The 24,909-nt window shown below is 59.7% G+C and carries 22 protein-coding genes; 10 read left to right on the top strand and 12 right to left on the bottom strand.

Annotated features, from left to right (window positions below):
* Window positions 1-2: 2 nt before the first annotated feature.
* Window positions 3-1,664: a sensor histidine kinase gene (locus PY649_RS10515; RefSeq protein ID WP_285868279.1), complete on the top strand. Its 1,662-nt coding sequence runs from the start codon at window positions 3-5 to the stop codon at window positions 1,662-1,664.
* A 102-nt stretch (window positions 1,665-1,766) separates the two neighbouring features.
* On the top strand, window positions 1,767-2,249 hold the full coding sequence (locus PY649_RS10520; protein WP_285868280.1) for a DUF992 domain-containing protein: 483 nt from the start codon (window positions 1,767-1,769) through the stop codon (window positions 2,247-2,249).
* Between the two features lie 97 nt (window positions 2,250-2,346).
* Here PY649_RS10520 and PY649_RS10525 read toward each other — a convergent pair whose 3' ends face one another.
* From PY649_RS10525 to PY649_RS10555, 7 genes are all read right to left on the bottom strand, one after another.
* Complete coding sequence (locus PY649_RS10525) at window positions 2,347-3,741, bottom strand: NAD(P)(+) transhydrogenase (Re/Si-specific) subunit beta (protein ID WP_285868423.1); 1,395 nt, start codon at window positions 3,739-3,741, stop codon at window positions 2,347-2,349.
* A 10-nt stretch (window positions 3,742-3,751) separates the two neighbouring features.
* Window positions 3,752-4,150, bottom strand: coding sequence for an NAD(P) transhydrogenase subunit alpha part 2 (locus PY649_RS10530; protein WP_285868281.1), 399 nt, complete (start codon window positions 4,148-4,150; stop codon window positions 3,752-3,754).
* On the bottom strand, window positions 4,151-5,314 hold the full coding sequence (locus PY649_RS10535; RefSeq protein WP_285868282.1) for a Re/Si-specific NAD(P)(+) transhydrogenase subunit alpha: 1,164 nt from the start codon (window positions 5,312-5,314) through the stop codon (window positions 4,151-4,153). It abuts the gene before it with no gap.
* 110 nt (window positions 5,315-5,424) lie between these two features.
* On the bottom strand, window positions 5,425-5,649 hold the full coding sequence (locus PY649_RS10540; protein WP_285868283.1) for an aa3-type cytochrome c oxidase subunit IV: 225 nt from the start codon (window positions 5,647-5,649) through the stop codon (window positions 5,425-5,427).
* A gap of 283 nt (window positions 5,650-5,932) precedes the next feature.
* Window positions 5,933-6,685: an N-acyl amino acid synthase FeeM domain-containing protein gene (locus PY649_RS10545; protein ID WP_285868284.1), complete on the bottom strand. Its 753-nt coding sequence runs from the start codon at window positions 6,683-6,685 to the stop codon at window positions 5,933-5,935.
* 293 nt (window positions 6,686-6,978) lie between these two features.
* Window positions 6,979-9,282, bottom strand: coding sequence for a putative bifunctional diguanylate cyclase/phosphodiesterase (locus PY649_RS10550; protein ID WP_285868285.1), 2,304 nt, complete (start codon window positions 9,280-9,282; stop codon window positions 6,979-6,981).
* A 231-nt stretch (window positions 9,283-9,513) separates the two neighbouring features.
* Window positions 9,514-10,620 carry a TRAP transporter substrate-binding protein gene (locus PY649_RS10555; RefSeq protein WP_285868286.1) on the bottom strand — a complete coding sequence of 369 codons (1,107 nt, stop codon included), beginning with the start codon at window positions 10,618-10,620 and terminating at the stop codon, window positions 9,514-9,516.
* A 295-nt stretch (window positions 10,621-10,915) separates the two neighbouring features.
* Between PY649_RS10555 and PY649_RS10560 the strand changes: the two genes are divergently transcribed.
* Entirely contained in the window at window positions 10,916-11,704 is a 789-nt protein-coding gene (locus tag PY649_RS10560; protein WP_285868287.1) for a gamma-glutamyl-gamma-aminobutyrate hydrolase family protein, read from the top strand.
* On the opposite strand, the gene PY649_RS10565 is transcribed toward PY649_RS10560, so the two are convergent.
* From PY649_RS10565 to PY649_RS10575, 3 genes are all read right to left on the bottom strand, one after another.
* A complete protein-coding gene (locus PY649_RS10565) occupies window positions 11,705-12,673 on the bottom strand; it encodes a 2-hydroxyacid dehydrogenase (protein ID WP_285868288.1) in 969 nt (322 codons plus the stop codon). It abuts the gene before it with no gap.
* A gap of 30 nt (window positions 12,674-12,703) precedes the next feature.
* Window positions 12,704-13,726, bottom strand: coding sequence for a LacI family DNA-binding transcriptional regulator (locus tag PY649_RS10570; protein ID WP_285868289.1), 1,023 nt, complete (start codon window positions 13,724-13,726; stop codon window positions 12,704-12,706).
* A gap of 120 nt (window positions 13,727-13,846) precedes the next feature.
* A complete protein-coding gene (locus PY649_RS10575; protein WP_285868290.1) occupies window positions 13,847-14,359 on the bottom strand; it encodes a MarR family winged helix-turn-helix transcriptional regulator in 513 nt (170 codons plus the stop codon).
* 86 nt (window positions 14,360-14,445) lie between these two features.
* Between PY649_RS10575 and PY649_RS10580 the strand changes: the two genes are divergently transcribed.
* The 6 genes from PY649_RS10580 (at window position 14,446) to PY649_RS10605 (ending at window position 21,567) form a co-directional block, all read left to right on the top strand.
* Entirely contained in the window at window positions 14,446-15,237 is a 792-nt protein-coding gene (locus tag PY649_RS10580) for a creatininase family protein (protein WP_285868291.1), read from the top strand.
* Between the two features lie 138 nt (window positions 15,238-15,375).
* Window positions 15,376-16,473, top strand: a complete 1,098-nt coding sequence (locus tag PY649_RS10585; RefSeq protein ID WP_285868292.1) for a CobW family GTP-binding protein — start codon at window positions 15,376-15,378, stop codon at window positions 16,471-16,473.
* A complete protein-coding gene (locus PY649_RS10590) occupies window positions 16,473-17,462 on the top strand; it encodes a WD40 repeat domain-containing protein (RefSeq protein WP_285868293.1) in 990 nt (329 codons plus the stop codon). The genes PY649_RS10585 and PY649_RS10590 overlap by 1 nt, the downstream gene beginning before the upstream one ends.
* 16 nt (window positions 17,463-17,478) lie before the next feature.
* Window positions 17,479-18,291 (top strand): serine O-acetyltransferase, encoded by an 813-nt coding sequence (gene cysE / locus PY649_RS10595; protein WP_285868294.1) that lies wholly within the window; start codon window positions 17,479-17,481, stop codon window positions 18,289-18,291.
* Between the two features lie 247 nt (window positions 18,292-18,538).
* Window positions 18,539-20,164 carry a phospholipase C gene (locus PY649_RS10600; RefSeq protein ID WP_285868295.1) on the top strand — a complete coding sequence of 542 codons (1,626 nt, stop codon included), beginning with the start codon at window positions 18,539-18,541 and terminating at the stop codon, window positions 20,162-20,164.
* Window positions 20,165-20,187: 23 nt separating this feature from the next.
* The gene (locus tag PY649_RS10605; protein WP_285868296.1) at window positions 20,188-21,567 is read left to right on the top strand and encodes a cytochrome-c peroxidase; all 1,380 of its coding nucleotides are present in this window, start codon (window positions 20,188-20,190) and stop codon (window positions 21,565-21,567) included.
* Between the two features lie 39 nt (window positions 21,568-21,606).
* Here PY649_RS10605 and PY649_RS10610 read toward each other — a convergent pair whose 3' ends face one another.
* Window positions 21,607-22,197, bottom strand: coding sequence for a GNAT family N-acetyltransferase (locus PY649_RS10610; protein ID WP_285868297.1), 591 nt, complete (start codon window positions 22,195-22,197; stop codon window positions 21,607-21,609).
* 95 nt (window positions 22,198-22,292) lie between these two features.
* Window positions 22,293-23,426 (bottom strand): ornithine/lysine decarboxylase, encoded by a 1,134-nt coding sequence (gene odc2, locus PY649_RS10615; RefSeq protein WP_285868298.1) that lies wholly within the window; start codon window positions 23,424-23,426, stop codon window positions 22,293-22,295.
* Between the two features lie 532 nt (window positions 23,427-23,958).
* Here odc2 and PY649_RS10620 point away from each other — a divergent pair.
* Window positions 23,959-24,852, top strand: coding sequence for a LysR family transcriptional regulator (locus PY649_RS10620; RefSeq protein WP_285868299.1), 894 nt, complete (start codon window positions 23,959-23,961; stop codon window positions 24,850-24,852).
* Window positions 24,853-24,909: the final 57 nt, after the last annotated feature.

Here is a 24,909-nt window from a genome sequence, read left to right on the forward strand (position 1 = left end):
CCATGAAAAAGCCGCGCTTCCCGAAGGCTTCGATTGGGGCTTATCTGATCGCCATAGCACTGGCGATTGCCTTGCCGATTCTGGCCTTCGTGGCATTGTTGCTGGTCCAGCTCGAGAACAACGAACGCGATGTGCTGAAGCGTGATACGGTTCAGGATGCCCAGGCACTGGCACGTACCATCGATCGACAGCTGCAGGACATGGCGACGACCCTGCGACTGCTCTCCTCCTCACCGGAACTGGAGCGTAATGATATCGCAACCTTCTTCGACCGGACGGAGACGGTGCTTCGCACCGATTCGCTTTTCGTCCTGCTCGTCGACAAGGATGGCCAGCAACGGCTGAATACGAGCCACCCATTCGGTGAGCCGCTCGGCAAGACAGCCAATCTCGCTGCATTGCACTCGGCGCTCGACTCAGGGCGTATCGAGGCCTCCGACGTCTTCATCGGCTCAAGCAGCGGTCAATGGGTCTATAACGTCACCCTGCCTCTTTACCATTCGCCCGCCGGCGCGGCGTTGATCATGACGCAGAGCGCCGAAGACCTCGGCAAGCTCGTCACGACGGATGCGCTCGCGCCTGGCTGGTCAGCCGCAGTCCTTGACAGCTCCGGCCATGTCGTCGCTTCCAGCGGTCCCGCCAATCATGCTTCTGGCGACGCCTTCAACCGCGACATACTGCCGAAACTGATCGCCTCAAGCGGCGTCTTTCAGGACGAAAAGATCCTGCCGCACGCCCTGCTCGGTTATGCGCAAATTCCCGGCTGGTCGTGGAAAGCCGTCGTATGGGGGCCCGTCGCCTCTGCGCAGGCTTCGCTGATGAGCACATGGCGCTTCCTGATTTATGGTGGCGTCACCCTGTTGCTGATCGCCCTGATTGCCGTCTATGCGTTGGCCCGCCAAGTGCGTACCACCATCCAGAACATCGCCGATATGGCGGACCGCATGGGCCGCGGCGAGATCGTTTCGCCGATCGACACCAGTGTCATTGAGGCCAATCAAATGGCCATGGCGCTTTCCAACGCGTCTTTCGATCGCAGCGAAACGGAGGACCGGCTGCATTTCGTCATGCACGAGCTTGTCCATCGCACCAAGAACCTGCTCGCACTCGCCCAGGCGATGACCCGCCAGCTCGCCCGGCAGACCGACAGCGTCGATACCTTTCAACGTGCCGTCGCCGACCGGCTGGAAGGGTTGGCGCGTTCGATCGAAGTCCTGACCAGCGAACAATGGTCCGGCGTGTCGCTGCGCAGGGTGATCGATATTCATCTGGCCACCTTCCTGCAAGGACCGCAACAACTCGACATCAAGGGTCGGGATTTCCTGTTGAAGCCGGAGGCCGTGCAAAATCTCGGCTTGGTTCTACATGAGCTGGCGACGAATTCGGTGAAATACGGTGCACTCTCCGCTCCCGAGGGGAAGGTCGCGATCGAATGGACGAATGTGGAGAGTGACATCGGACAAATGATCCGGTTCGTCTGGACGGAAAGCGGTGGGCCGATCGTCAAGACGCCCACCGTGACCGGCTTTGGTACGACCGTCACCAAGGCTCATGCCGCCGCCGCCTTTAGCGGCAGCGTAGAGGTCGACTTCCGCCCGACAGGTCTGGTCTGGGTGCTGAACGCCTTGCGCAGCACCATGGAGCGTGAACGCGAGCGAAACTAGTGCATATCGCAGCGGTCTTGCGGTAACGACGCCTGCCCCCCCCCCGGGAACATTCAACCGCGGGGAATCGTTACAGTTTGGTCATTCCAAAGGAGAAAGACCATGCTGAAACAACTTCTCCTGGCGTCCGCGGCGCTGTCCCTCGTGATATGGGCTGCGCCTGCAAGTTCCGCCGACTACGCCACTCTCGGCAGGCTCACCTGCACGTCGGAAGGATCGACGGGCATGATCGTCATGTCTCAAAAGAACCTGATGTGCACTTTTGAGCCGAGCAACGGCGGACCAAGCGCGCGTTATGCCGCCGCCATCCAGAAATACGGCATCGACCTCGGCGTTACCGGCCGTAGCGTCATGATCTGGGCCGTGCTTGCCAAAACCGGCACGCCATGGACCGATATCGCGTTGGCCGGGGAATATTATGGCGTTGGCGCCGATGCCAGCTTTGCCGCCGGCGGCGGCGCCAAGGTTATCACCGGCGGCACCAACAAGGCCTTTATGCTGCAACCCCTCAACGTGCAGGCCCAGGAAGGCGTCAACATCGCCGTCGGCGTTGAGAAAATGACGCTGGCACCCGCTTCGATTTGAGCGGGGATCAACTCAGGGCGATCCGCGCGGATCGCCCTGTGTTGTATCTTCGCTGCCTCTTCACGTCCTGACATCTCCCCCATGGAGAAGATTGGAATCACCCGTTCATCGCCTTGACGATCTCCTCAGATACCTTCTTGGCGTCACCGAGCAGCATCATCGTGCCGTCCTTGTAGAACAGCGTGTTGTCGATACCGGCGTAGCCGGAGCCGAGGGAACGTTTGACGAAGAGGCAGGTCTTGGCCTTGTCGACGTCAAGGATCGGCATGCCGTAAATCGGCGAAGTACTGTCGTCGCGCGCGGCCGGGTTCGTGACGTCGTTGGCGCCGATGACATAGGCGACATCGGCCTGAGCGAATTCCGAATTGATGTCTTCTAGCTCGAACACTTCGTCATAAGGAACATTGGCTTCGGCCAGCAGCACATTCATATGACCGGGCATGCGGCCGGCAACGGGATGAATGGCATATTTCACGTCGACGCCGTTTGCCTTCAGCTTGTCGGCCATTTCGCGCAGCGCATGCTGAGCCTGGGCGACCGCCATGCCATATCCCGGCACGATGATGACTTTCGAGGCATTGGCCATCAGATAGGCGGCATCCTCTGCCGAGCCGAGCTTCACCATCTTGTCGCTGTTGTCAGCGTCGTTGGATGCCGTTTCACCACCAAAACCTCCCAGAATCACGGAGATGAAAGAGCGGTTCATGCCCTTGCACATGATGTAGCTGAGGATTGCGCCCGAGGAGCCGACCAGGGCACCGGTTATGATCAGCGCCAGATTGCCAAGCGTGAAGCCGATACCGGCCGCCGCCCAACCGGAATAGGAGTTCAGCATCGATACGACGACCGGCATGTCGGCGCCGCCGATCGGCACGATCAGCAACACGCCGAGCGCCAGTGCCAGAGCGACGATCGCCCAGAAATCGAAATGGCTTTCGCTGACAGCCAGCCCGGCGATGAAGAAGACGATCAGCGCCAGCAGCGCAGCATTGATCACATGTCGGTTCGGTAGAAGGATCGGCTTGCCCGACATGCGTCCGTCGAGCTTCAGGAAGGCGATGATCGAGCCGGTGAAGGTCAGCGCGCCGATGGCCGCGCCGATCGCCATTTCGATGCGAGCCTCGTGATGGATCGTGCCGATGGCGCCGATGCCGAAGGAGGATGGCGTATAAAGTGCCGCAGCGGCCACCAGCACGGCCGCTAGACCCACCAGGGAATGGAAGCCGGCAACGAGTTGCGGCATCGAGGTCATCGGAATGACGCGGGCGATATAGGCCCCCGCCCCGCCGCCGATGGCGAGACCGAGGATGATCAGCGCCAAGCCACCGAAGGAGGGCGTCGCCAGAACCAGCGTCGTCGCGATGGCAATACCCATGCCGACCATGCCGTAGAGATTGCCGCGGCGACTGGTGGCCGGATGCGACAGGCCGCGCAGCGCCAGGATGAACAGCACGCCGGAGACGAGATAGAGGAAGGCCGCGATATTGCTCAGCATGCCGCCCTCACTTGTCTTTCTTCTTGTACATCGCCAGCATGCGCTGGGTGACAAGGAAGCCGCCGAAAATATTGACCGAGACGAGCACCAGCGCCACGAAGCCGAAACCGGTAGCGAGCCCGCTGGCGGAAATGCCGACCGCCAAGAGCGCGCCCACGACGATGACCGAGGAAATCGCATTCGTCACAGCCATCAGCGGCGTGTGCAGGGCCGGCGTCACAGACCAGACGACGTAGTAGCCGACGAAGATCGCCAATACGAAGATCGCCAGCTGGAAGACGAAGGGATTGATCGTGCCGCCGGAGACTGCGCTGACGGATTCCGGCGCCTGGGCGGCGGCGGTCATCACGGCGTTAACGGCGTCGTCCAGTTGCTGAAGCGCCTGGTCCATTGCTTGGCTCGCCATCTAGAGATCCCCCTTGTTGACCGTCGGCTGATCTGGGTCCACGAAATTCGGATGCACAACTTCGCCGCCATCGGTCAGCATCGTCGCTTTGATCAGTTCGTCGGCACGGTTGAGCCCGAGGTTTTTGGTGTTCTTGTCGACCATCGTTTCCAAGAAAGTGACGAGGTTCTTGGCATAGAGCGCCGACGCACTCGCTGGGATGCGCCCGGCCATATTGGGATATCCGACAACCTTGACACCCTCGACATGGGCCACTGTCCCGAATTCGACACCCTCGATATTGCCCCCGCGTTCAACGGCAAGATCGACGGCAACGGCGCCGGAGCGCATCGCCTTCAGCATCTCGCGGCTGACGAGCCGTGGTGCCAGGCGGCCGGGAATCAAAGCTGTCGTAATGACGATATCCTGCTTGGAAATATGTTCGGCAACCAGGGCAGCCTGCTTGGCTTGATAGTCTTTGGACATCTCCTTGGCGTAGCCGCCAGCCGTTTCCGCCGCCTTGAATTCCTCATCCTCGACGGCGACGAATTTGGCGCCAAGCGAGGCGACCTGCTCCTTGGCGGCAGGACGAACGTCCGTCGCCGACACCTGCGCGCCGAGCCGCCTTGCCGTTGCAATCGCTTGCAGACCGGCGACGCCGGCGCCCATGACGAAGACTTTCGCCGCCGGCACGGTACCGGCCGCCGTCATCATCATCGGCAACGCCCGGTCATAAACCGCGGCGGCCTCGATGACTGCCTGATAGCCGGCGAGATTGGCCTGCGACGACAAAACGTCCATCGACTGTGCACGGGTGATGCGCGGCATCAGCTCCATGGCGAAGCTCGTCAGTCCGGCCCGTGCCATATCGACAAGTGCGGCTTCATTGCCATAGGGGTCCATGATGGCGATGACGATCGCGCCGCTCTTATAGCCCGCGATCTCGTCAGCGGTGGGCCGGCGCACTTTGAGGATGACATCGGCCTGGGCGGCATCCTGAGCGGAGCCGACCCGCGCGCCGATGGCTTCGTATTCACCATCCCGAATGCGCGACGGAGCGCCGGCGCCGGCTTCAACCACAATGTCAAAGCCAAGGCCTTTCATCTTCTTCACCGTTTCGACGGACGCTGCAACGCGCGTCTCATCCGCCACGGTCTCCTTGGCAACGAAAACCAGATTGCCCAACGACACCACCTCGCGTCAAACGACCGCGCTACCGCATACAGGAGCGCAATAGCCTGCAGAATCAGGCCAAGATTTCCAGGGAAAGCGCGGGCCGGACGGCCCTGCGACGATCAGAGGGTCAAATAAGAGCCGACAACAGCAAGGATAATGAAAATCAAGAACCCGCCGAGGAAACCGGCATGGCCGAAAAAGCCTGCGGCCATGCCAATCAGCAAGGCGGCGACAATGGTCGTCCCGAGTTTGGCTGCCCGCAGAAACAGATTATAGGTCTTCTCATGCTCCTTGTAATCCATCGGAGCACCCATTTCGACCGGTCCGGTATGATGTTCTGCCATTCACAAATCTCCCCTCAATCCACTCCCCGGCCGGCCTTGCGATCGCCTGTCGGCTGGGGTCCAGCCTCGAAAGCCGCGGTGAATCTCAACGAGACACCGCAGACAATTTTCCTCCACCGAGGCCTTACACAAAGCGACGAAAAATGCAATGCACGACAACGCCGCAGAGGCTAGAGCATCCCGCTATAAGGTAGCCACCTGAAAGCAGACGAGATGCTCCAGATTCAAAAGACGAGAGCGACCTTTGTGCGTTCAAATGAGCGCACGGCGCTCTCGAGAAAGCTTAGCCAAATCGTTCTTGCATGACGCTGCGCCCGCCCGCAGCCAATCGTGCAGTCGGCAGGATGGTCAGCGGGAGCGTGCCGTCAACATCGCGGGAGAACATCATCCGCCGCTCATAGGGTTCCGAATCGAAGAAGGGATATCGTTGCATCAACTTGCCGCGGATCTCTTTCGACCGTGAAGCAAGCAACGTCAGTTCGAAACCATAGGTCTCCGTCATGCGCGGTGGAACAATAGTGTCGGCATAGAAGACACGCTTGTAGAAAGCAGCATGTGCCGGACGGATATGCTGCATCACCCGGTCGGCATCGAAATAGATAGCCCCGACGATCGCAGGCCGCAGTGTCAAGTAAGGCAGCGCCGGCATTTCAAGCTCGAAATCGGGATCGATCGCAAAGCGGGCCGGATCTATCAGCGTCATGCCGGCATCGAGAAAGGCATGGATTTCATCGGGGAAAATCCCCGTGGACTGACAAACGCGATGGTCCGGCGTGACGTGGTGCACGCGCACCGTACTCACCAGCTCTTCGTAATAATAGACACCGAAAATATAGGCCTGTTCGTCGAAATCGATGGCGTCGATCATGGTCTTGGCTGCAACCGGCAAAACCGAATGCGCCTTGTAAGCCTTGTAGCGCAGGCGGGCGACATCCTCCATGTCCTCGCTGCTCTCGATCCGACGATATTCGACATGATCGAGCACCTCCATAAGCTTCCCAGCAAAGCTATTTTTCAAAGTACTCATATAAGTCATGGCCGTTATTCCACAATGGTAACGGTCCATTATTGGTATTAACCGAAAAATTGATCAATATTCGTTTTAATTTTTATTAATTATTTTTTCGTTAAGGTTAATTTTTTGACTACGAATACCGGTATAGATTCGAATATTCAATGATTCTTATCTATTGAATATTATGAAGAAAGTAGATGTTCGCCGTCCTTTACCGGAGCAAACTTAACGTTACGGCAGGCAAGAGATGTTGATGGTGTAGATGTCTGCCTGTCACCAGAGATAGACAGCGTGAATCGGCAGCGAGCCGGAGTTCAGGCCACATTATCCTGCCGCATGGCCCGCTGATTGCGCCTGAGATTGTCCACCATCTCGGCAACGCTGTCCTGCGACACGGGAACTGAAAACACATAGCCCTGGATGATATCGGCCAAATCGTATTCATCGATGAGCGCCAGTTGCTCCGCCGTCTCCACTCCCTCGATAACGATTTCGAGACTAAGTGCCCTTGAGAGATCAACGATTCCGCACAGGAGTTTGAAACGGCGGCTGTCGTTGGTGATGTCGCGTACGAAGGAACGGTCGATCTTGACGATATCGACAGGCAACGAATCGAGATAGCTGAGGCTGGAAAAGCCAGTGCCGAAGTCATCGATGGCGATGGTGATGCCCTTGGAGCGCAGGTCGGCGAGGATGGATCGAACGGTCGCCACCTCATCCATCAAGCAGCTTTCGGTTACTTCCAGATGCAGCCGCGACGGGTCTAGACCCGATGCATCGAGCGCTTCCAAGACCGTGGCGACGATATCGTTGCTGCGCAGGTCCTGCGCCGAGAGATTGACTGAAACCGAGATCGGCTCCGGCCAGGTGGCGCAGTCACGGCAGGCATGATTGAGCATGAAACGGGTAATGCCGCTGACGATGCCCATCTCTTCGGCGATCTGCACGAAGATATTCGGCGGAATCGACCCCTTTTCCGGATGCACCCAGCGAGACAAGGCTTCGCAGCAATCGATGCGACTGCCATCCGGCGTGAACATCGGTTGATAGACGGCGTGCAGCTTGCCGGCCTCGATCGCCTCGCGCAAATCCTCTTTCAGTTTCTGCCGCTCGACGTAGCGGGCATCCATTTCCTGCTCGAAAGCAGTGCAGCCGCCCTTCGTCCGCGACTTGGTCTCGAACAGCGCCAGGTCGGCCTTGATCTGCCACTCCTCCGGACGGAACTCACGGCTCGACATGGTTACATAGCCGCCGCTGAAGGAGACACGAAAACTGTTGCAATCCACGTCGTACAGGCCGGCCATGGCGGCGTGCAGCGCGCGCACACGGCCGTCCAAATCGGGCTCGTGATCCTCGTTGGGGAAAAACAACACAAACTGATCCCCGACGAGACGCGCGGAAAGCGCCATATTTCCCGCCTTCTCCCGCAGTCGGGCCGCTATGGCGACCAGCAGCCGATCGCCGATGACATGGCCCTTGGTGTCATTGACGTGCTTGAAGTCGTCGACGTTGAGAACCAGAATGCCGATCTGGCCCTCCTCGGCGCGCGCCGCAAGCTTTTCCTTGATCATCTCGACGAAATATTCGCGGTTCGGCAATCCCGTCAGCGGATCGAAGCGCACCATGTGCAGGATCTTGCGCTCGGCGCGGATGCGCGGCGTCACATCCTCGAAAATCAGAATGACGACGCCATCGGCGCGCCGGCTTGCCGAAAACTCCAGAAACAAGTCTTCGTTGAACTGAATCAGCGTGCGCGACAGCGAGCCGCTGACCAGCTGCGCCATCTGCCGCTGGATCAGGCCGGGCAGCGAGCCGTCGATAAAGGCGTGACGGGCGCCATAGCGCAGCACGACATCGAACTCGCAATCTCGGAGCTGTTCCTGATGCGCCAGGTTCAAAAGCTCGCAGGCCTTCCGATTGACCACCATGATGCGGTTGTCGGCGTCCAGCATGAACAGGCCATGCGTCATATTGTTGAGCGCCGTATCGAACCGGTCGGCGATCAGCGATATCTCACGCGAAGCAATGACATTCTTGTAAAGAAACTCGCGCACGCCATTGGCCATCGAGCGGGTCGTCAGGCCGAAGGGCACGAGCATGATGGAGACGATGGCCTTGTAGAGCTGTTCCGACATCAAACAGGCGACAATGATCGGTAAGCAGCAAGCCATGGTCTGCAGATCGATCGCCTTCTGCGAACCATAATTACGGCCGACGATCGACACCATCGATGCCATAGTCACGGCGATGCAGATGAATTCCGCCAACGGGTCCTGGACGATGAGGATCGCGTAGCCGCTGCCGATACCGAGGAGGCCGGCCGTACCTGCGGCGCCCAACACATAACGCGTTTCCCAACGCGCTATGTCGGCGCGCGAAAAAGCGTGTTTGTCGGCAGCGTCGAACAGCCGGAACGAATACATACGGAAGGCGAAAACGGCGGCAAAGGCCAGACAGAGACCGAGATAGATGCCGGCGCCTGTACTCAGAAAAACAATGACATAGCTCAAGATGTGAACGAACACACCCGTAAACAGCGTTTTACGGTTTCCGAAAAGCGAACTGACGAACGACAGATAAACATCCGTCGGCACGGTGTCCGGGCTTTGAGGCTTCATTCAGAGTTCCCCTGGTGCGGCGGACACACTAATTGAAACTTTTTAAAATTTGATTGCCCAAATAAGAGGTATCTGGACAGATTTTCTAATCATGTCGGTAACTTACGCCGATTTTGAGTGATATTTTGCACCGTATTCGTGCAATCGGCCAAGACATACTCTACCCAGACTATATTTCGTCAATAATAACATGCTAAAATAGAAAAATGGCAAAAGCCAACGCGCCGCCTATCAGAGCTTGCCTGCCCGTTGCTGGATCATCATGAAGGTGTCGAAGGTATATTCGGAAAGCTGCATCCAGAGATAGGCATCCTTCTTATAAGCAACCTGATCGTCATAAATACGCTTGAAATAATCGTTCGATTTCGAAAGATCGGCATAGATTCCGGTCGCCGCCTGAAAACAAGCTTCGAGAATTTCCTGACTGAAGGGGCGCAGCGTCACGCCCTGCTTCACGATCTCTTTCAACGCCTGCGGATTTCTCAAATCATATTTCGCCAGCATGTTGGTGTTGGCAAAGGCACAGGCATTCGCCAGGATCGTCTGATAGGTTTTCGGTAGCGCGTTCCATTTTTCCAGATTGAAGAAGGCGTGCACGACGGCGCCTCCCTCCCACCAACCGGGATAATAATAATATTTGGCGATCTTCTGGAAGCCGAGCTTGAGATCGTCGTAGGGGCCGACCCACTCCGCCGCGTCGATCGCACCTTTGTCGAGCGCGGCGTAAATATCGTTGATTGCGAGATCCTGTTGCGGCACGACGCCGATCTTTTCGATGACCTTGCCGGCAAGGCCGGCAATGCGCATCTTCAGGCCCTTGAGATCGTCGAGCGTATTGATTTCCTTGCGGAACCACCCACCCATCTGCGCACCGGTATTGCCGGCCGGCAGGCCGAAAATACCCTGGGTGGCGTAAAACTCGTTCATCAGCTTGTTGCCGTCGCCCTCATAGAACCAGGCATTGCTGAGCCGGGCATTGAGACCGAACGGCAGGGCTGTGCCGATGGCGTAGGTCGGGTCCTTGTTCCAGAAATAATAGGAACAGGTGTGAGCCGCATCGACCGTCCCGGCACTCACCGCATCGGCGGCCTGCGCGCCCGGCACGATCTCGCCGGCTTCAAAGGTCTGGATGACGAAATTGCCTCCGGTCGCGTCCGAAACACGCGCTGCAATGTCCTCGGCGCCGCCATAAAGCGTATCCAGGCTCTTCGGGAAGGAGGAGGTCATCCTCCAGGTGATCTTCGGAAATTCCTGAGCCACAGCGGGGCTGGCGAGCGCAGAGGCGGCCGCGCCCGCGCCAACTGCTCCAGCTCGCCTGATGAACGAACGGCGATCCATCGAAACCTCCCGTATAGATAGCATTGCGGGAAAGATGCTCTCCCGACCGTGGCGCAAGCGATGGAGCTAACCACGCCGCGCATTGTCTTTCAAGATTGCTTTTACACCGTATTATGGCGATTCCTGTACATCGTCATGACGAACGGGAACAAAGCTTCTCCGCAACCATTCCGCGTTGCCGAGGAGCCACTCTTCGCGTAGATTTGTTTGAGGGTGACTGGCGTTTGCATTGACACCATATACATTGTGGGATCTCAGCCGATCCCGATAGTTTCGCATTTCTCCGGAGCCTCATATGTCCAGACCGATCATCGCCGTTCCTGCCGATATCCGAGAATTCGACGGCGTGACCTGGCATGCGGTGCAGCACCAATATATCCGCGCGGCCGTCAACGCCGCAGGGCTGATGGTGCTGATCGTCCCGGCGATGGAAGACGGCAACGATGTCGACGCCATCCTCGACCGCGTCGACGGTCTGCTCGTGTCCGGCTCCGCCAGCAATGTGCACCCCTCGCACTACGGCCAGGAAGCGCGCGAGAACGATGGTCCTTTCGATCCGGCCCGTGACGCTACGTCGCTGCCGCTCATTCGCCGCGCCATCGACCGTGCCATCCCGATGCTCGCCATCTGTCGCGGCATTCAGGAGCTGAACGTCGCGCTTGGCGGCACCCTCGCCAGCGAAATCCAGGAACAGCCGGGCATCTGGGACCATCGCAAGCCGCCGCATGTCGACCGCGACACGATGTATTCGATCCGCCAAAGCGTGTTCGTCAAGGAGGGCTCCTGCATCGCCGGCATCGTCGGCCCCGGCGAAGTGCGGGTAAACTCGCTGCACCGTCAGGCGATCGCCGATACGGCGCCACGGCTGCAGGTGGAAGCCGTCGCGGAAGACGGCACGATCGAAGCAGTCTCCGTTATCGACGCCAAGGCCTTTGCCGTCGGCGTGCAATGGCACCCGGAATATTGGGCGGAGACGGATTCGCCGTCGCGCAAGCTGTTTGCCGCTTTCGGCGATGCCGTGCGCGACTATGCGGCCGGCAAAGAGCAGCCCTTGGCCGATCCTCGCCGGCAACAGGCCGTATGATCAGCCTTTTGATTTAACCGGAGTTTCCGGCACCGGCGTCAGCACGTTGCCGTTGTTGAACCATGCGATGATATTGTCCGCCACGAGATCGGCCATAGCGTTGCGGGTCGGCACCGAGGCGGATGCCACATGCGGCAGCACCGAGACATTCGGCAACGAGAGGTAGGCTTCAGGAACGTTCGGCTCGTCGTAGAAAACATCGAGGCCGGCCGCGCCGATCGTGCCGTTCCGGAGGGCTGCGATCAGCGCATCGTCATCCACCGACCAGCCGCGTCCGACATTGATGAACACGCCTTGCGGCCCAAGCGCCGATAGAATCTCGGCGTTGATCACCTTGTGCGTCTCCGGCGTCTTCGGAACGACGGAGATCAGCGTATCCACCGATTGTGCCATCTCCTTCAGGGTCGAATAGTAGTCGTACGGCAACGAGTCGCGCGGCGAGCGCGTGTGATAGCCAATCTTCACCTTGAACGGCTCCAGCCGTCTGGCAATCTCCAGGCCGATGCGGCCGAGGCCGTAGATGCCGACGCGACGTCCCTTCATGGAGAAGGGCGACAGCGCAAACGCCCCTTCTTTCACCCAGCGGCCATCGCGCAGCCAGCTTTCCGCCTTCGGAAACTGCCGCAGCGTGTTGAGCAACAGCGCGATCGCGGTATCGGCCACCTCGTCGTTCAGAACGTCGGGCGTGTTGGTGACGACGATCCCCTTCGAGGCGGCATGCCCGACATCGATGCCGTCATAGCCGACACCGAAATTGGCGATGACTTCGATGTTGGGGAAGGCATCGATCCAGGCGGCGTTGAAGCCGCCCGCCACAGCAACGCCACGTATGCGGGCTGCAGTTTCCGCGTCAACCTTCGGGCCGCCATCGCGTTCAACGGAAATGATATCGAATTGTTTGCCGAGCGTTTCGAGAACGCGCGGGTGTATTTTCCCCGGAACGAGGATGGCAATGCGAGTATCGGACATGATCTTTCCTCTTGAAGACGCGGATCGGCGCTATTGGCGCGCCTGGTAGGGAGACGTCGATTGGCGGATGCGCATTTCCGGCTTGATGAGATGAATACCATCCGGCTCATGGCTGCCCGCCAGCCTATCCAAAAGCGCGCGCGCCGCAAGCCTTCCGACCTCGGCCTGACCGTTCCATACCGTCGTCAGCGCCGGCGTCGCGATCGCCGCTTCCTCCAGATCGTCATAGCCGGTGACCGAAATATCCCTGCCCGGCACGAGGCCGGCGCGGGAAATACCGTTCATCAAACCGATCGCCACGAGATCGTTCCAGCACACGGCTGCCGTCGGCTTCTGCGGCAATGACAGGAGATGCACGGCCGATTCGAAACCGCCCTGCTTGGAACGAGCGCCGGGAATGCGCAGATTGGGGTCAACTTCGATGCCTGCCTTGCGCAAGGCGTTCACATAGCCCTGATAGCGGTCACGGCCGGTCGAGGTCTGGTCCGTGCCGCCGATCATCGCGATGGTGCGGTGGCCGAGGCTGATCAGGTGATTTGTCGCGAGCGAAATGCCGTAGCTGTCGTCGCCGCGGAAGGTCGGCAGATCCAGTCCCTCCATCGAACGGGCGACGAGGATGGCCGGCATGCCGTTTTCTTCCGCCAGATCGAAATCCTCAGCGGGCGTGCCGATCGCCGGTGACATGATGATGCCATCGCCACCGAGCTGCAGCAGGGTCTCGACGAAGGTTCGTTGCTTCTCGACCGAATCGTAATGGTTGGAAAGAATGAAGGTGTGACGGCTACGGTCGAGCTCGCTTTCGATCGCCTTGAGGATTTCGCCGTAGAACGGGTTCATGATGTCGTGGACGACGACGCCGATGATTCCGGATCGCGAGGTTCTTAGACTTGCGGCGCGGCGATTGTAGATATAACCGAGCGTGCGCGCCTGATCCTTGATCTTCTCGCGCGTGTTCGCCGCCACCAGCGGACTGTCACGTAAGGCAAGGGATACGGTCGCCGTTGAAATGCCCAGCGTTTCCGCAATGGTCGAAAGCTTTATCTTTTGCGCCATGCGCTCCTCTCCTCGTGAAACGCAGCCAAATATGCCATCCCGTCGTCTCACGATTCCGGAATTTAAAAACTTTAATTAAAAGATTAAATCGCGCCGCGCAACTCGAATTCGCGGGGGTTCTCAGAATTCCCCATCATCTTCGTCATGGTCACCGGCTTGAAGATTGCCGTCGATCGCCCTTAGCAGGCGCACGAGCGAGCGGACATCCTTCTCCGAAAAGCCGCGGGTAGCGAGTTCGTCGCAAGCAGCAGCCGAACTTGTGATCTCGGTGACGCTATTGCGCCCGGCCTCCGTGAGATAGACCTTGGTCAACCGGGCGTCCGTCGCATCCGGCCGTCGCTCGACGAAGCCCTGCGCCTCCATGCGGCCGATCGTTCGGGTCATGGTCGGTGCCTTGACGCCTAGCTTCTGCGCCAGCGTTCCAGCCGGCAGGCCATCGCTCGCCGCAAGGGCAAGGATGACGCCATCCTGCCCAGCGTAGAGGCCGCTGGCCGTCAGGTTGCGTGTCAGAACCGTGCGCATCGACCGCGCCGCCTGCGTCAATGCCGGCGACAAATCGGCAAGCGTGTATTCGCCGTGGTCCTTCTTCTTACCCGACTTACCTTTTTTTCCGTCCTTGCTCTTCTTACCCATCGTGATTCCGTTGATCTTTCCGCCGCTGCAGCATCACGATATGACATTGCGCAGGTTATTGACATAAACAAGAGGCACATCCACAGATGGCACAGCCAATGCCGCGTTTCGATGACAATGATAGGACGTTGATGCCAATTGACCGGGCAAATTGGATCGCCGTCCTGCCGCTTGGTGCCCATGAACAACACGGCCCCCACTTACCCTTCGAAACCGATGGGTTGATTGCCGAAGGCATCGTGGCCCGCCTGAAGGCTGCGCTGCCGGCCGATTTGCCCGTGACTTTTCTGCCTGCGGAGCCGGTCGGCTACTCCATCGAGCATATGGATATCGCCGGCACCAGGACGCTCGCCTTTGACGAAGCCGTTAACCGCTGGCTCGGTATCGCCGAAAACCTGCACCATCTCGGCATCCGCAAATTCGTCATGCTGAACGCCCATGGCGGCAACTCGCCCTTGATGACCATCGTGGCGACGGAAGCCCGCGTCCGCTTCGACATGCTGGCGGTCGCGACCAGTTGGACGCGCTTCGGTGTGCCCGAAGGACTGATCGCGCCGGAAGACAAGGCCATCGATATCCACGGCGGCGATATCGAGACGTCGGTGATGCTGGCGCTCTACCCCGAGAAAGTCAACATGACCAAAGCCGCGAATTTCCCGTCCCGGCAATCCGATTTCATCAGGCGCTTCAAGCATCTGCGCGCCTATGGTCCCCATGCCTTCGGCTGGAAAATGTCGGATCTGAGCGGACAAGGCGTGGCGGGCAATGCAGGTGCCGCGACAGCGGAAAAGGGCGAGCGGCTGATCGCCCATGCGGTGAAGGGATTGGTGGAGTTGCTCAGGGATGTCAGCGAGTTTGATGTGGAGAGGCTGGACTGAACCACATTGAAGCCGCCGTCCCAAACCCAATGTGATCTTATAACATATAAAAGCCTTTGAACTGGCGCCGCCAACTCCTTATATGGAACGCGATCACTTTCCGCTCTCCGGGGCAAACTCCCATATTTCGAGGCTCCCATGACCGAAACAGCCACGCAGAAGCCCATTCCCGTCACCGTTCTGACGGGGTATCTCGGCGCCGGCAAGACGACGCTGCTCAACCGTATTCTCTCTGAAAACCACGGCAAGAAATACGCCGTCATCGTCAACGAGTTCGGCGAGATCGGCATCGACAACGATTTGATCGTCGAATCAGACGAAGAAATCTACGAGATGAACAATGGCTGCGTCTGCTGCACGGTGCGCGGCGACTTGATCCGCGTCGTCGAGGGCCTTATGCGCCGTCCCGGCCGTTTCGACGGCATAATCGTCGAAACGACAGGCCTTGCCGATCCGGTTCCCGTCGCCCAGACTTTCTTCATGGATGACGATGTCCGCGCCAAGACCGAGCTCGATGCCGTCGTAGCACTTGTCGATGCCAAGCACCTGCCGCTGCGCCTGAAGGACAGCCGCGAGGCCGAAGACCAGATCGCTTTTGCCGACGTCGTCGTCATCAATAAGTCCGATCTCGTCTCTCCGGAAGAGCTCGCTCAGATCGAGGACATCGTCCGCGCCATCAACCCCGCCGCGCGCGTCTACAAGACCACCCGCTCCGGCGTTGACCTCGCCCGCGTCCTGAACCAGGGCGCCTTCAATCTCGAGCGCGCGTTGGAAAACGATCCGCATTTCCTCGAGCATGGCCATGAAGACCATGTCTGCGGCCCGGATTGCGATCATCACGACCACGACCACCATCATCACGACCATGATCACGACCATCACCACCACGATCATGATCACGACCACCATCACCATGGCCTCTCGGCCGTTCATGACGTGACGGTACAGTCGGTCTCGCTGCGCGGCGGTGAAATGAACCCCGAACGCTTCTTCCCGTGGATCCAGAAGGTTACGCAGACCGATGGCCCAAACATTCTGCGCCTCAAGGGCATCATCGCTTTCAAAGGCGATGAGGAACGCTATGTCGTCCAGGGTGTTCACATGATCATCGAAGGCGATCACCAGCGCGCCTGGAAAGAGGGCGAAAAGCATGAGAGCCGCCTGGTCTTCATCGGCCGTGAGCTCGATCGCGAAAAGCTGGAAAAGAGCTTCAAGGCCTGCGAGGCGGCCGCCTGATGCCGACTGTCGCTCCGCTTGATATCGACGGCCACGTTCTGGCCGTCGAATTTTTAGGTGATACCCCCTTCTTCGCCAGCGCCGCCGGCGCGATCCATCGGCTGGAAGGTGGCGAGAAGGTGACGGAAGCCCATCAGGGCATGCTCACCTGCATTCGCGATCCCTACAGCGACAGCCTGGTTTCCGGCGGCGAGGACGGCAAGGTTCTCCGGATCGCTGCCGACGGCGGCGTCACCGTGCTGGCAGAGGCACCGCGCAAATGGATCACCCAGCTCGCCGCCGGCCCGCAAGGCACTGTCGCTTACGCATACGGGAAAAGCAGCTTTGTGCGGCTGGCCGATGGCTCGACCAAGGAATTTACCGAGGGGCGCACCGTCGAAGGCATCGCCTTCGCGCCCAAGGGCCTGCGCATTGCGGTCGCCCGCTATAACGGCGTGTCGCTGCATTGGGTCGGCATGACCGCGCAGCCGATCAATCTTGAATGGAAGGGCGCCCACACTGGCGTCACCTTCTCGCCGGACGGTCAGTTCGTCGTCACCACCATGCAGGAAAACGCACTGCACGGCTGGAAGATGGACACGAAGCCCGGCGCCGAGGCCCGGCACATGCGCATGACGGGGTATCCCGCCAAGGTGAAATCGCTCTCCTGGTCCAACAAGGGCAAATGGCTCGCCTCCTCCGGCGCACCGGCGGCAATTGTCTGGCCGTTTCAGGGCAAGGACGGTCCGATGGGCAAGGCGCCGCTGGAACTCGGGACCCGCGCCAATATCATGGCGACCTCGGTCAAGTTCCATCCCGTGGAAGACATTCTGGCGATCGGCTTCATCGACGGCATGATCCTGGCGGTGCGCATCGGCGACGCCAAGGAAGCGCTCTTGCGTCGGCCCGGCAAAGGTGCAATCACCTCCATGAGCTGGAGCAAATCCGGCAAGCTGCTCGCCTTTGCCTCCGAGGCCGGTGATTGCGGCGTGGTCGACGTTTCCGCTTGATAAGAAAGATATGGCCATGTCCCAGACAGGAACGGCAATCGCCGGACATTCCCCTGCCACCGGCAGCGTCTGGGACGTAATTCGCCATGAGGCCTCCGATCTCGCCGGCCGCGAGCCGACCTTGCGCCCGCTGCTCTCCGCGCAGATCATCGCGACGCAGTCGGATGCCGAAAGCCTCGCCAATGTCCTGGTCGCTCGCCTTTCCGTTGCAGGCATTGAAGCCGGCGATCTCGCCGCCCTGTTTCAGGACGTGCTGACGCGGCATAGCGCAATCCTGACCGCGACGGAGGCGGATCTCGTCGCGGTCCGTACTCGCGATCCCGCCTGCACGACCTATCTGCATGCGCTGCTGAACCTCAAGGGCTTTCACGCCCTGCAGACCCACCGCATCGCCCATGCGCTCTGGACGGAGGGCCGGCCAGAAATCGCCAGCTGGCTTTCCAATCTCGCGTCGCTCGTCTTCGGTCCGGATATCCATCCGGCGGCAAAGATCGGCGTGTCCATCATGCTCGATCATGGCTCCGGCATCGTCATCGGCGAGACCGCCGTCATCGAGGATGAAGTCTCGATCCTGCAAAATGTCACGCTCGGCGGCACCGGCAAGGAAACCGGTGACCGGCATCCGAAAATCCGTCACGGCGTAATGATCGGCGCCGGCGCAAAGATCCTCGGCAACATCGAAGTCGGCGCCTTCAGCAAGGTGGCGGCCGGCAGCGTCGTGGTAAAGCCGGTTCCGGCCCATTGCACCGTCGCCGGCGTCCCCGCCACGGTGGTCCGCATCCATCGCGCTGACGAGATCCCGGCCGAGACGATGGATCAGAATATCTAGCTGACGGCTGTGCCCCGTGACATAAGGTAGCAGGCAACGCGCATCAGCCACACCTGCCCGCGACCTCCTTTTTCATGTCAGCAAAAACAACCCTTTAGTTGCGTCCCTCATAGGCAACACCTCCCTCTCCCGGCATGCACATTCACGGAACTGTCATATACGCTTGATAGCCCGGCACGGTTCCCTCCGCCTCGGCGCGGCGCATTTTAAGCGTCGGGGCGCAGACCCCACTCGAGAGGATATGACAATGATCTGTCTTTCGCGTCGCGCCGCCCTCGCTGCCGGCAGCGCGCTCACCCTGATTTCGCTTTGTTCCACCGCCGGTGCCGCCGATACGGCGCCGACGAATACCGCGACCCCGATCAAGCATCTGGTCGTCATCTTCCAGGAAAACGTTTCTTTCGACCATTATTTCGGGACCTACCCCAAGGCAGCAAATGTCGACGGTGAGCCGGCATTCAAGGCCGCTGACAACACGCCGACCGACATCAACACGCTCGCCCACGCCGGTCTCATCGACAATAACCCGAACAAGACGAATACGGCCAACGGCGCCGATGCCGCGGCCCCCTTCCGCCTCGATCGCACCCAGGCAGCCGCCCAGTCGCAGAACCATGGCTATACCGCCGAGCAGGCCGCCTACAACAATTTCGCCATGGACCTTTTCCCGGCCAATACCGGCAAGGGCACCAAGGATGCCGCCGGCGCGTTCGGCACCAAGGGCCAGGTCATGGGCTACTATGACGGCAACACCGTCACCGCGCTCTGGAACTACGCTCAGCACTATGCGCTGAACGACAATTCCTTCTCCACCAATTTCGGCCCGTCGACCCCCGGCGCGCTGAACCTCATCTCCGGCCAGACCAATGGCGCCATCCTGCCCCCTGGCTACACGCTGGAAAAGGACGGCACCTATTCCAAGGGCCGCATCGTGCCTGACGGCAACGGCGGCTGGACCGCGATCAGCGACTTCGATCCGACCGGCGACGCCTGCTCGGCCGGCCAGACGGCGCTGATGTACGGCAAGAACATCGGCGACATGCTGAACGAACACAACATCACCTGGGGCTTCTTCGAAGGTGGCTTCGACCTGACGCAGACCAATGCCGACGGCACCACGGGCTGCAAACGGGCCTCGACCTCGACCGTTACCCAGGTCAACAGCGCCGACTACATCCCGCATCACCAGCCGTTCCAGTACTACGCCTCGACCGCGAACCCGACGCATGCGCGTCCGTCCTCGGTCGCGGCAATCGGCACCACCGACGCCGCCAACCATCAGTATGACATGACGGATTTCTACGCCGCGCTGAAGAACGGCACCATGCCGACCGTCAGCTTCCTGAAAGCGCCGGCCTATCAGGACGGCCATGCCGGCTATTCCGATCCGCTCGACGAGCAGGAATTCGTGACCCAGGTAGTCAATACCGTCCAGAATTCGCCGGATTGGAAGGACACCGCAATCATCGTCCTCTATGACGACTCCGACGGCTGGTACGACCATGCCCACGCCGTCGTCAATCCGTCGAAGCTCGGCGTCAAGGGCTATGACGTGCTGAACGGCGATAGCTGCTCGACCGGAACCCCGTTGCCGGGCGTCAACGGCCAGCCGGCCCAGGGCCGCTGCGGCTACGGCACGCGCCAGCCGCTGCTGGTCATCTCGCCCTACTCCAAGGTCAACTTTGTCGACCATACTTTGACTGACCAGACCTCAGTGATGCGTTTCATCGAAGACAACTGGATGGGCGGCGAACGCCTCGGCGGCGGCTCGTTCGATGCCATCTCCGGCTCGCTGAACAACATGTTCGACTGGTCGAAGGGCGATGCGCAGAAGCTGATCCTCGACACGAAGACCGGTAACAGCGCCTCCTAAACCAATAGAATGGGGGATCGAAAATGTCCTTGAACACGAAGCGCCCTTTCCTCCCCCTGATCGCGCTCGCGAGCATCTCGCTCGCGGGGGCGACCATCGGATTGGCAAGCGAACCGGCCGCCAATGCCGCTGCAGATACCTATGACGATGCCGCCCCCCTGAGCGCCGTCGCGCAGCTCGGGCAGAAGTTGTTCCACGACCAATCGCTTTCCGGCGGCGGCCAGATGTCCTGCGCCACCTGCCATGATCCCAACAATCACTATGCGCCGGCTAATGATCGCGCCGTGCAATTGGGGGGACCGCATCTCGACCAACCGGGCATCCGCGCTGTCCCGAGCCTCGCCTATAAGATGTCGACGCCTGCCTTCTCCGTCGGCGCGGAAACTGCTGCCGACGAGACGACTGAGGCGGCGCCGATGACCGAGGCATCCGGCGTAGCGCTTGCCAACGCCCCGGCGACCGTCGCAGGGCCGCTGACGGCGCAGGCCGTCGTCAAGGCCGATTCGAATGCACCCGATCTGGTGCCGCAGGGCGGCATGTTCTGGGATGGCCGCGTCGATTCGCTGGAGGAACAGGCGCTGCAGCCGATGATCTCGCCTTTCGAGATGGCCAATGCCGATGCAGCCGTCGTCTATGCCAAGCTCAAGCAGAGTTATGGCAAGGACATTGGCGCCCTTTTCGGCAACAATGTCCTCAACGATCAGGATATGACGATCGCCGAAGCCGGTTTCGCGCTGGCGCGGTATCAGATCGAAGAACCATCCTTCCACCCATATTCGAGCAAATACGACTATTACCTGCGCGGCAAGGCGACGCTGTCGGACGCCGAAATGCGCGGGCTGAAACTGTTCGACGATCCCAACAAGGGCAATTGCGCCTCCTGCCATCTCGACAAGATGACTGGTGACGGACGTATGCCGAACTTCACCGATTTCGAATTCGAGGCGCTTGGCGCACCGCGCAATCCGGACATTCCGGCCAATGCCGACCCGCATTATTACGACACCGGCATCTGCGGTCCGCTGCGCAATGACACCTATTCCGCCCAGCCACAGAATTGCGGGCTGTTCAAGACACCGACGCTGCGCAATGTCGCTACTCGCCGCGTCTTCTTCCACAATGGCGTCTATCGCTCGCTGGAGGATGTCACTCGCTTCTACGTCAAGCGCGACACCAATCCCGACGAAATCTATCCGAAGGATCCCAGCGGGAAGGCACAGAAATACAACGACCTGCCGGCGCAATATCAGGCCAATATCGACGTCATCGACGCGCCAATGAACCGCAAGCTCGGCGATGCGCCGGCTCTGAACGATACCGAGATCGCTGATGTCGTCGCGTTTCTGAAAACGCTGACGGACGGTTACGACCCGGCGAAAGATGGGATGAAGGCGGCCAAATAGAAACGCCTCCGCCACAACGGGCGAAGGCGGATGAAGACCTTAAGCAGCCATGGCGACCGGAGGCTGACCCAGCTTGCGGCCGCTGGCGACGATCATGCCGGCGGCGCCATCCAGCCAACCATCCTTGAGTTCGAGCGCGAGGAAACGGTTGCGCTGGAACGGGCCGGGCATGACGAGGTGGCGGGTCTTTTCGGCGAAGAAGCCGAAACGCTCGTAATAAGGCGCGTCGCCGACAAGCAGGATGGCGCCATGGCCACGCTTCTTGGCTTCGAGGACGGCAGCGCGCATCAGCGCCGAACCGACGCCTTTGCCTGCATGGGGACAATCAACAGCCAGCGGGCCCAGCAGCAGCGCATCGACCGGGCGGGTTTCACGATCGACGCCAGCCTCGATGTTCCAAAGGCGAACAGTGCCGATGACATGGCCGGCGCGATCGCGGGCGACAAGCGCCAGGCCCTCGGCCGGAACGCGGCCGCGGCGGAGCTTTTCGGACGACTTCTTGCGGCGATCGGCGCCCATGACGCGATCGAGCAGATTTTCGCGCGCGACGACGTCGCCTGCATTTTCCAGGTCGAGGGTGAAAGTGGACGGCGCAAAAAATGCGCGGACAGAATCAAGAACAGCGGCCATCTCGGCCTCCCGTGCCCAATACCGTTATCAGCGGTGGTGACGAACTATTGTGAGGGTGCCGCCCCGGCTGGTTACGGGGGCGGCGAGGACAAACCTTAGATGATGTAAGCCTTCAGAGGGTCGAACCCGTTGAAAGCAACCGCCGAATAGGTGGTGGTATAGGCGCCGGTGCCTTCGATCAGGACCTCGTCGCCGATGGTGAGCGTCACCGGCAGCGGATAGAGGTTCTTTTCATACAGCACGTCGGCCGAATCGCAGGTCGGGCCGGCAATGACGCAGGGTTCCATCTCGTCGCCGTCACGCGTCGTGCGGATCGGGTAGCGGATCGCCTCGTCCATGGTTTCGGCGAGACCGCCGAATTTGCCGATGTCGAGGAAGACCCAGCGAGCGGCATCGTTGTCCGACTTCTTGGAAATCAGGACGACTTCGGCCTTGATCACGCCGGCATTGCCGACCATGCCGCGGCCCGGCTCAATAATCGTATGCGGGATCTGGTTGCCGAAATGGGCACGCAGAGACGCAAAGATCGCCTTGCCATAGGCTTCAGCCGAAGGAACGTCGCGCAGGTACTTGGTCGGAAAACCGCCGCCCATGTTGACCATCTGCAGGTGAATGCCCTGCTTGGCGAGCGAGACGAAGACGCGCTTGGCATCGGCAAGAGCATCGTCCCAGGCATCGACCTTGGTCATTTGCGAGCCGACGTGGAAAGACACGCCGTAGGATTCCAGACCGAGCTGATGGGCGTAGACGAGAACGTCGACAGCCATCTGCGGGACGCAGCCGAACTTGCGCGACAGCGGCCATTCGGCGCCTTCGCCATCCGTCAGCACGCGGCAGAACACACGGGCGCCGGGAGCTGCACGGGAAATCTTCTCGACTTCCTCATGGCTGTCGACGGCGAAGAGGTTGATACCGAGTGCATGCGCACGGGCGATATCGCGCTCCTTCTTGATGGTGTTGCCGAACGAGATGCGGGCAGGCGTCGCACCGGCATCGAGGGCCATTTCGATTTCAGCGACGGACGCGCAATCGAAGTTGGAGCCCAGGCCTGCGAGCAAGCGCAGCACTTCCGGAGCCGGGTTCGCCTTTACGGCATAGTAGATGGCGCTGTCCGGCATGGCGTGACGGAAAGCGTGAAAATTGTCGCGGACGACATCGAGATCAACCACCAGGCAGGGACCGTCCGGACGTCGGGTAGCGAGAAAGTCGCGAATACGTTGCGTGGTCATGTCAATTCCCTTTTTCAATTCCAAAAGCTCCGGGAAAAACCCAGAGGACAAAGGGCGACGCTCATTCGCTCAGGTACCAGCCGGTGGAGACCCCGGAACCATGCAAACGCGCGACGCGCAGATAATGAACCAGTGCTGCGAACGCAGCGCGGATTCGGCTTTGTCTGCCATGGATTGGAGGGAAAATCCCAACCGCACTTCCGGCAATGAAGGTGTGCCTCTTCAGTAACCCCGGCTGATGGAAAGCCGGGAGAGAACAAAAAGGCCCGCACCGTCGTTGCTTCAGATGTCCTCGCATTTTCCGGTTGGCCGGAATAGCGACTGGAGGGGTTAATTCCAGGTACCTTACCGATTTTCTCACCACATCGAGGATCGGCGGACACCCACGGGCACGTGCGACTTTGGGCTGAACCCGAAATAGGAATATTCGCCGCAATAATCAAGAATTTTTTTCGCCAGCGGCCGAAAAAAATAATTGAACAAACCGGCCCAATTTGTTCAATAACTTGCGACGGTTAACGAGGGCTTTGCCATGGACACTTTGACCCGGATTCGCGCCTTTATCGATGTGGTCGAGGCGGAAGGTTTCTCCGCGGCCGCAAGGAAAACCGGGCGCTCCAAGGCGCTGCTTTCCAAATATGTCCGAGAACTGGAGGATGAGCTTGGCGCTCTCCTGCTCAATCGCACGACCCGGCAATTCTCGATGACCGAGGCGGGCCATACCTACTATCGCACCGCTTCCGACATATTGAAAGAAATCGATAATCTCGCCGATCTCGTGCGCGAGAGCAATCAGCAGCTCAAGGGCCGCCTGCGTATCTCCGTGCCGCGCACCTTTGTCGATGCCGATGTCGGGCAGTCCTTGATCGACTTCGCCAAGGAAAATCCCGACCTCGCGCTGGAGATCGCTGCCGATGACCGATTCGTCGATCTGATCGAGGAAGGCTTCGACGTCGCCGTTCGCGTCACCAAGCTCGAGGATTCCGGCATGATCGCCCGCAAGATCTCGGATTTCCGCGTTCACATCTGCGCGACCAAGGAGTTTCTTGACCGCTACCCGACGCTGGAACATCCCAATGATCTGGCAAATGTCCCCTTTATCGTCGATACCAACAACCGTTCACAGAACAGCATCCGCTTCTTCAATCCGGACAGCACGACCTTCAATGTCGCGATCAGCGGCCCGATCGAAGTCAATAGCCCGCACGCCACTCTGCGCGCCGCCCTCTCGGGCCTCGGCGTTGCCGTGGTCCCGGATTTCATCGGCCGCAAGGCGATCGCGAGCGGCGAACTACTGACACTGTTCAACGATTACATCCCGACCGACCGCGGCATCTATGCGGTCTACCCGCACCGCCGTTATCTCCCGGCCAAGGTGCGCATCTTCGTCGACTACCTGCATAACTGGTTCCGCAAACACAGCTGAGCATTTTAGCTCTGTCGACTGGTCCCAATTCCGTCTCATTTCCTGACCAGAAATCCA

Source organism: Rhizobium mayense (assembly GCF_030272705.1).
In the GTDB taxonomy this organism is placed as follows: Bacteria; Pseudomonadota; Alphaproteobacteria; order Rhizobiales; family Rhizobiaceae; genus Rhizobium; species Rhizobium mayense.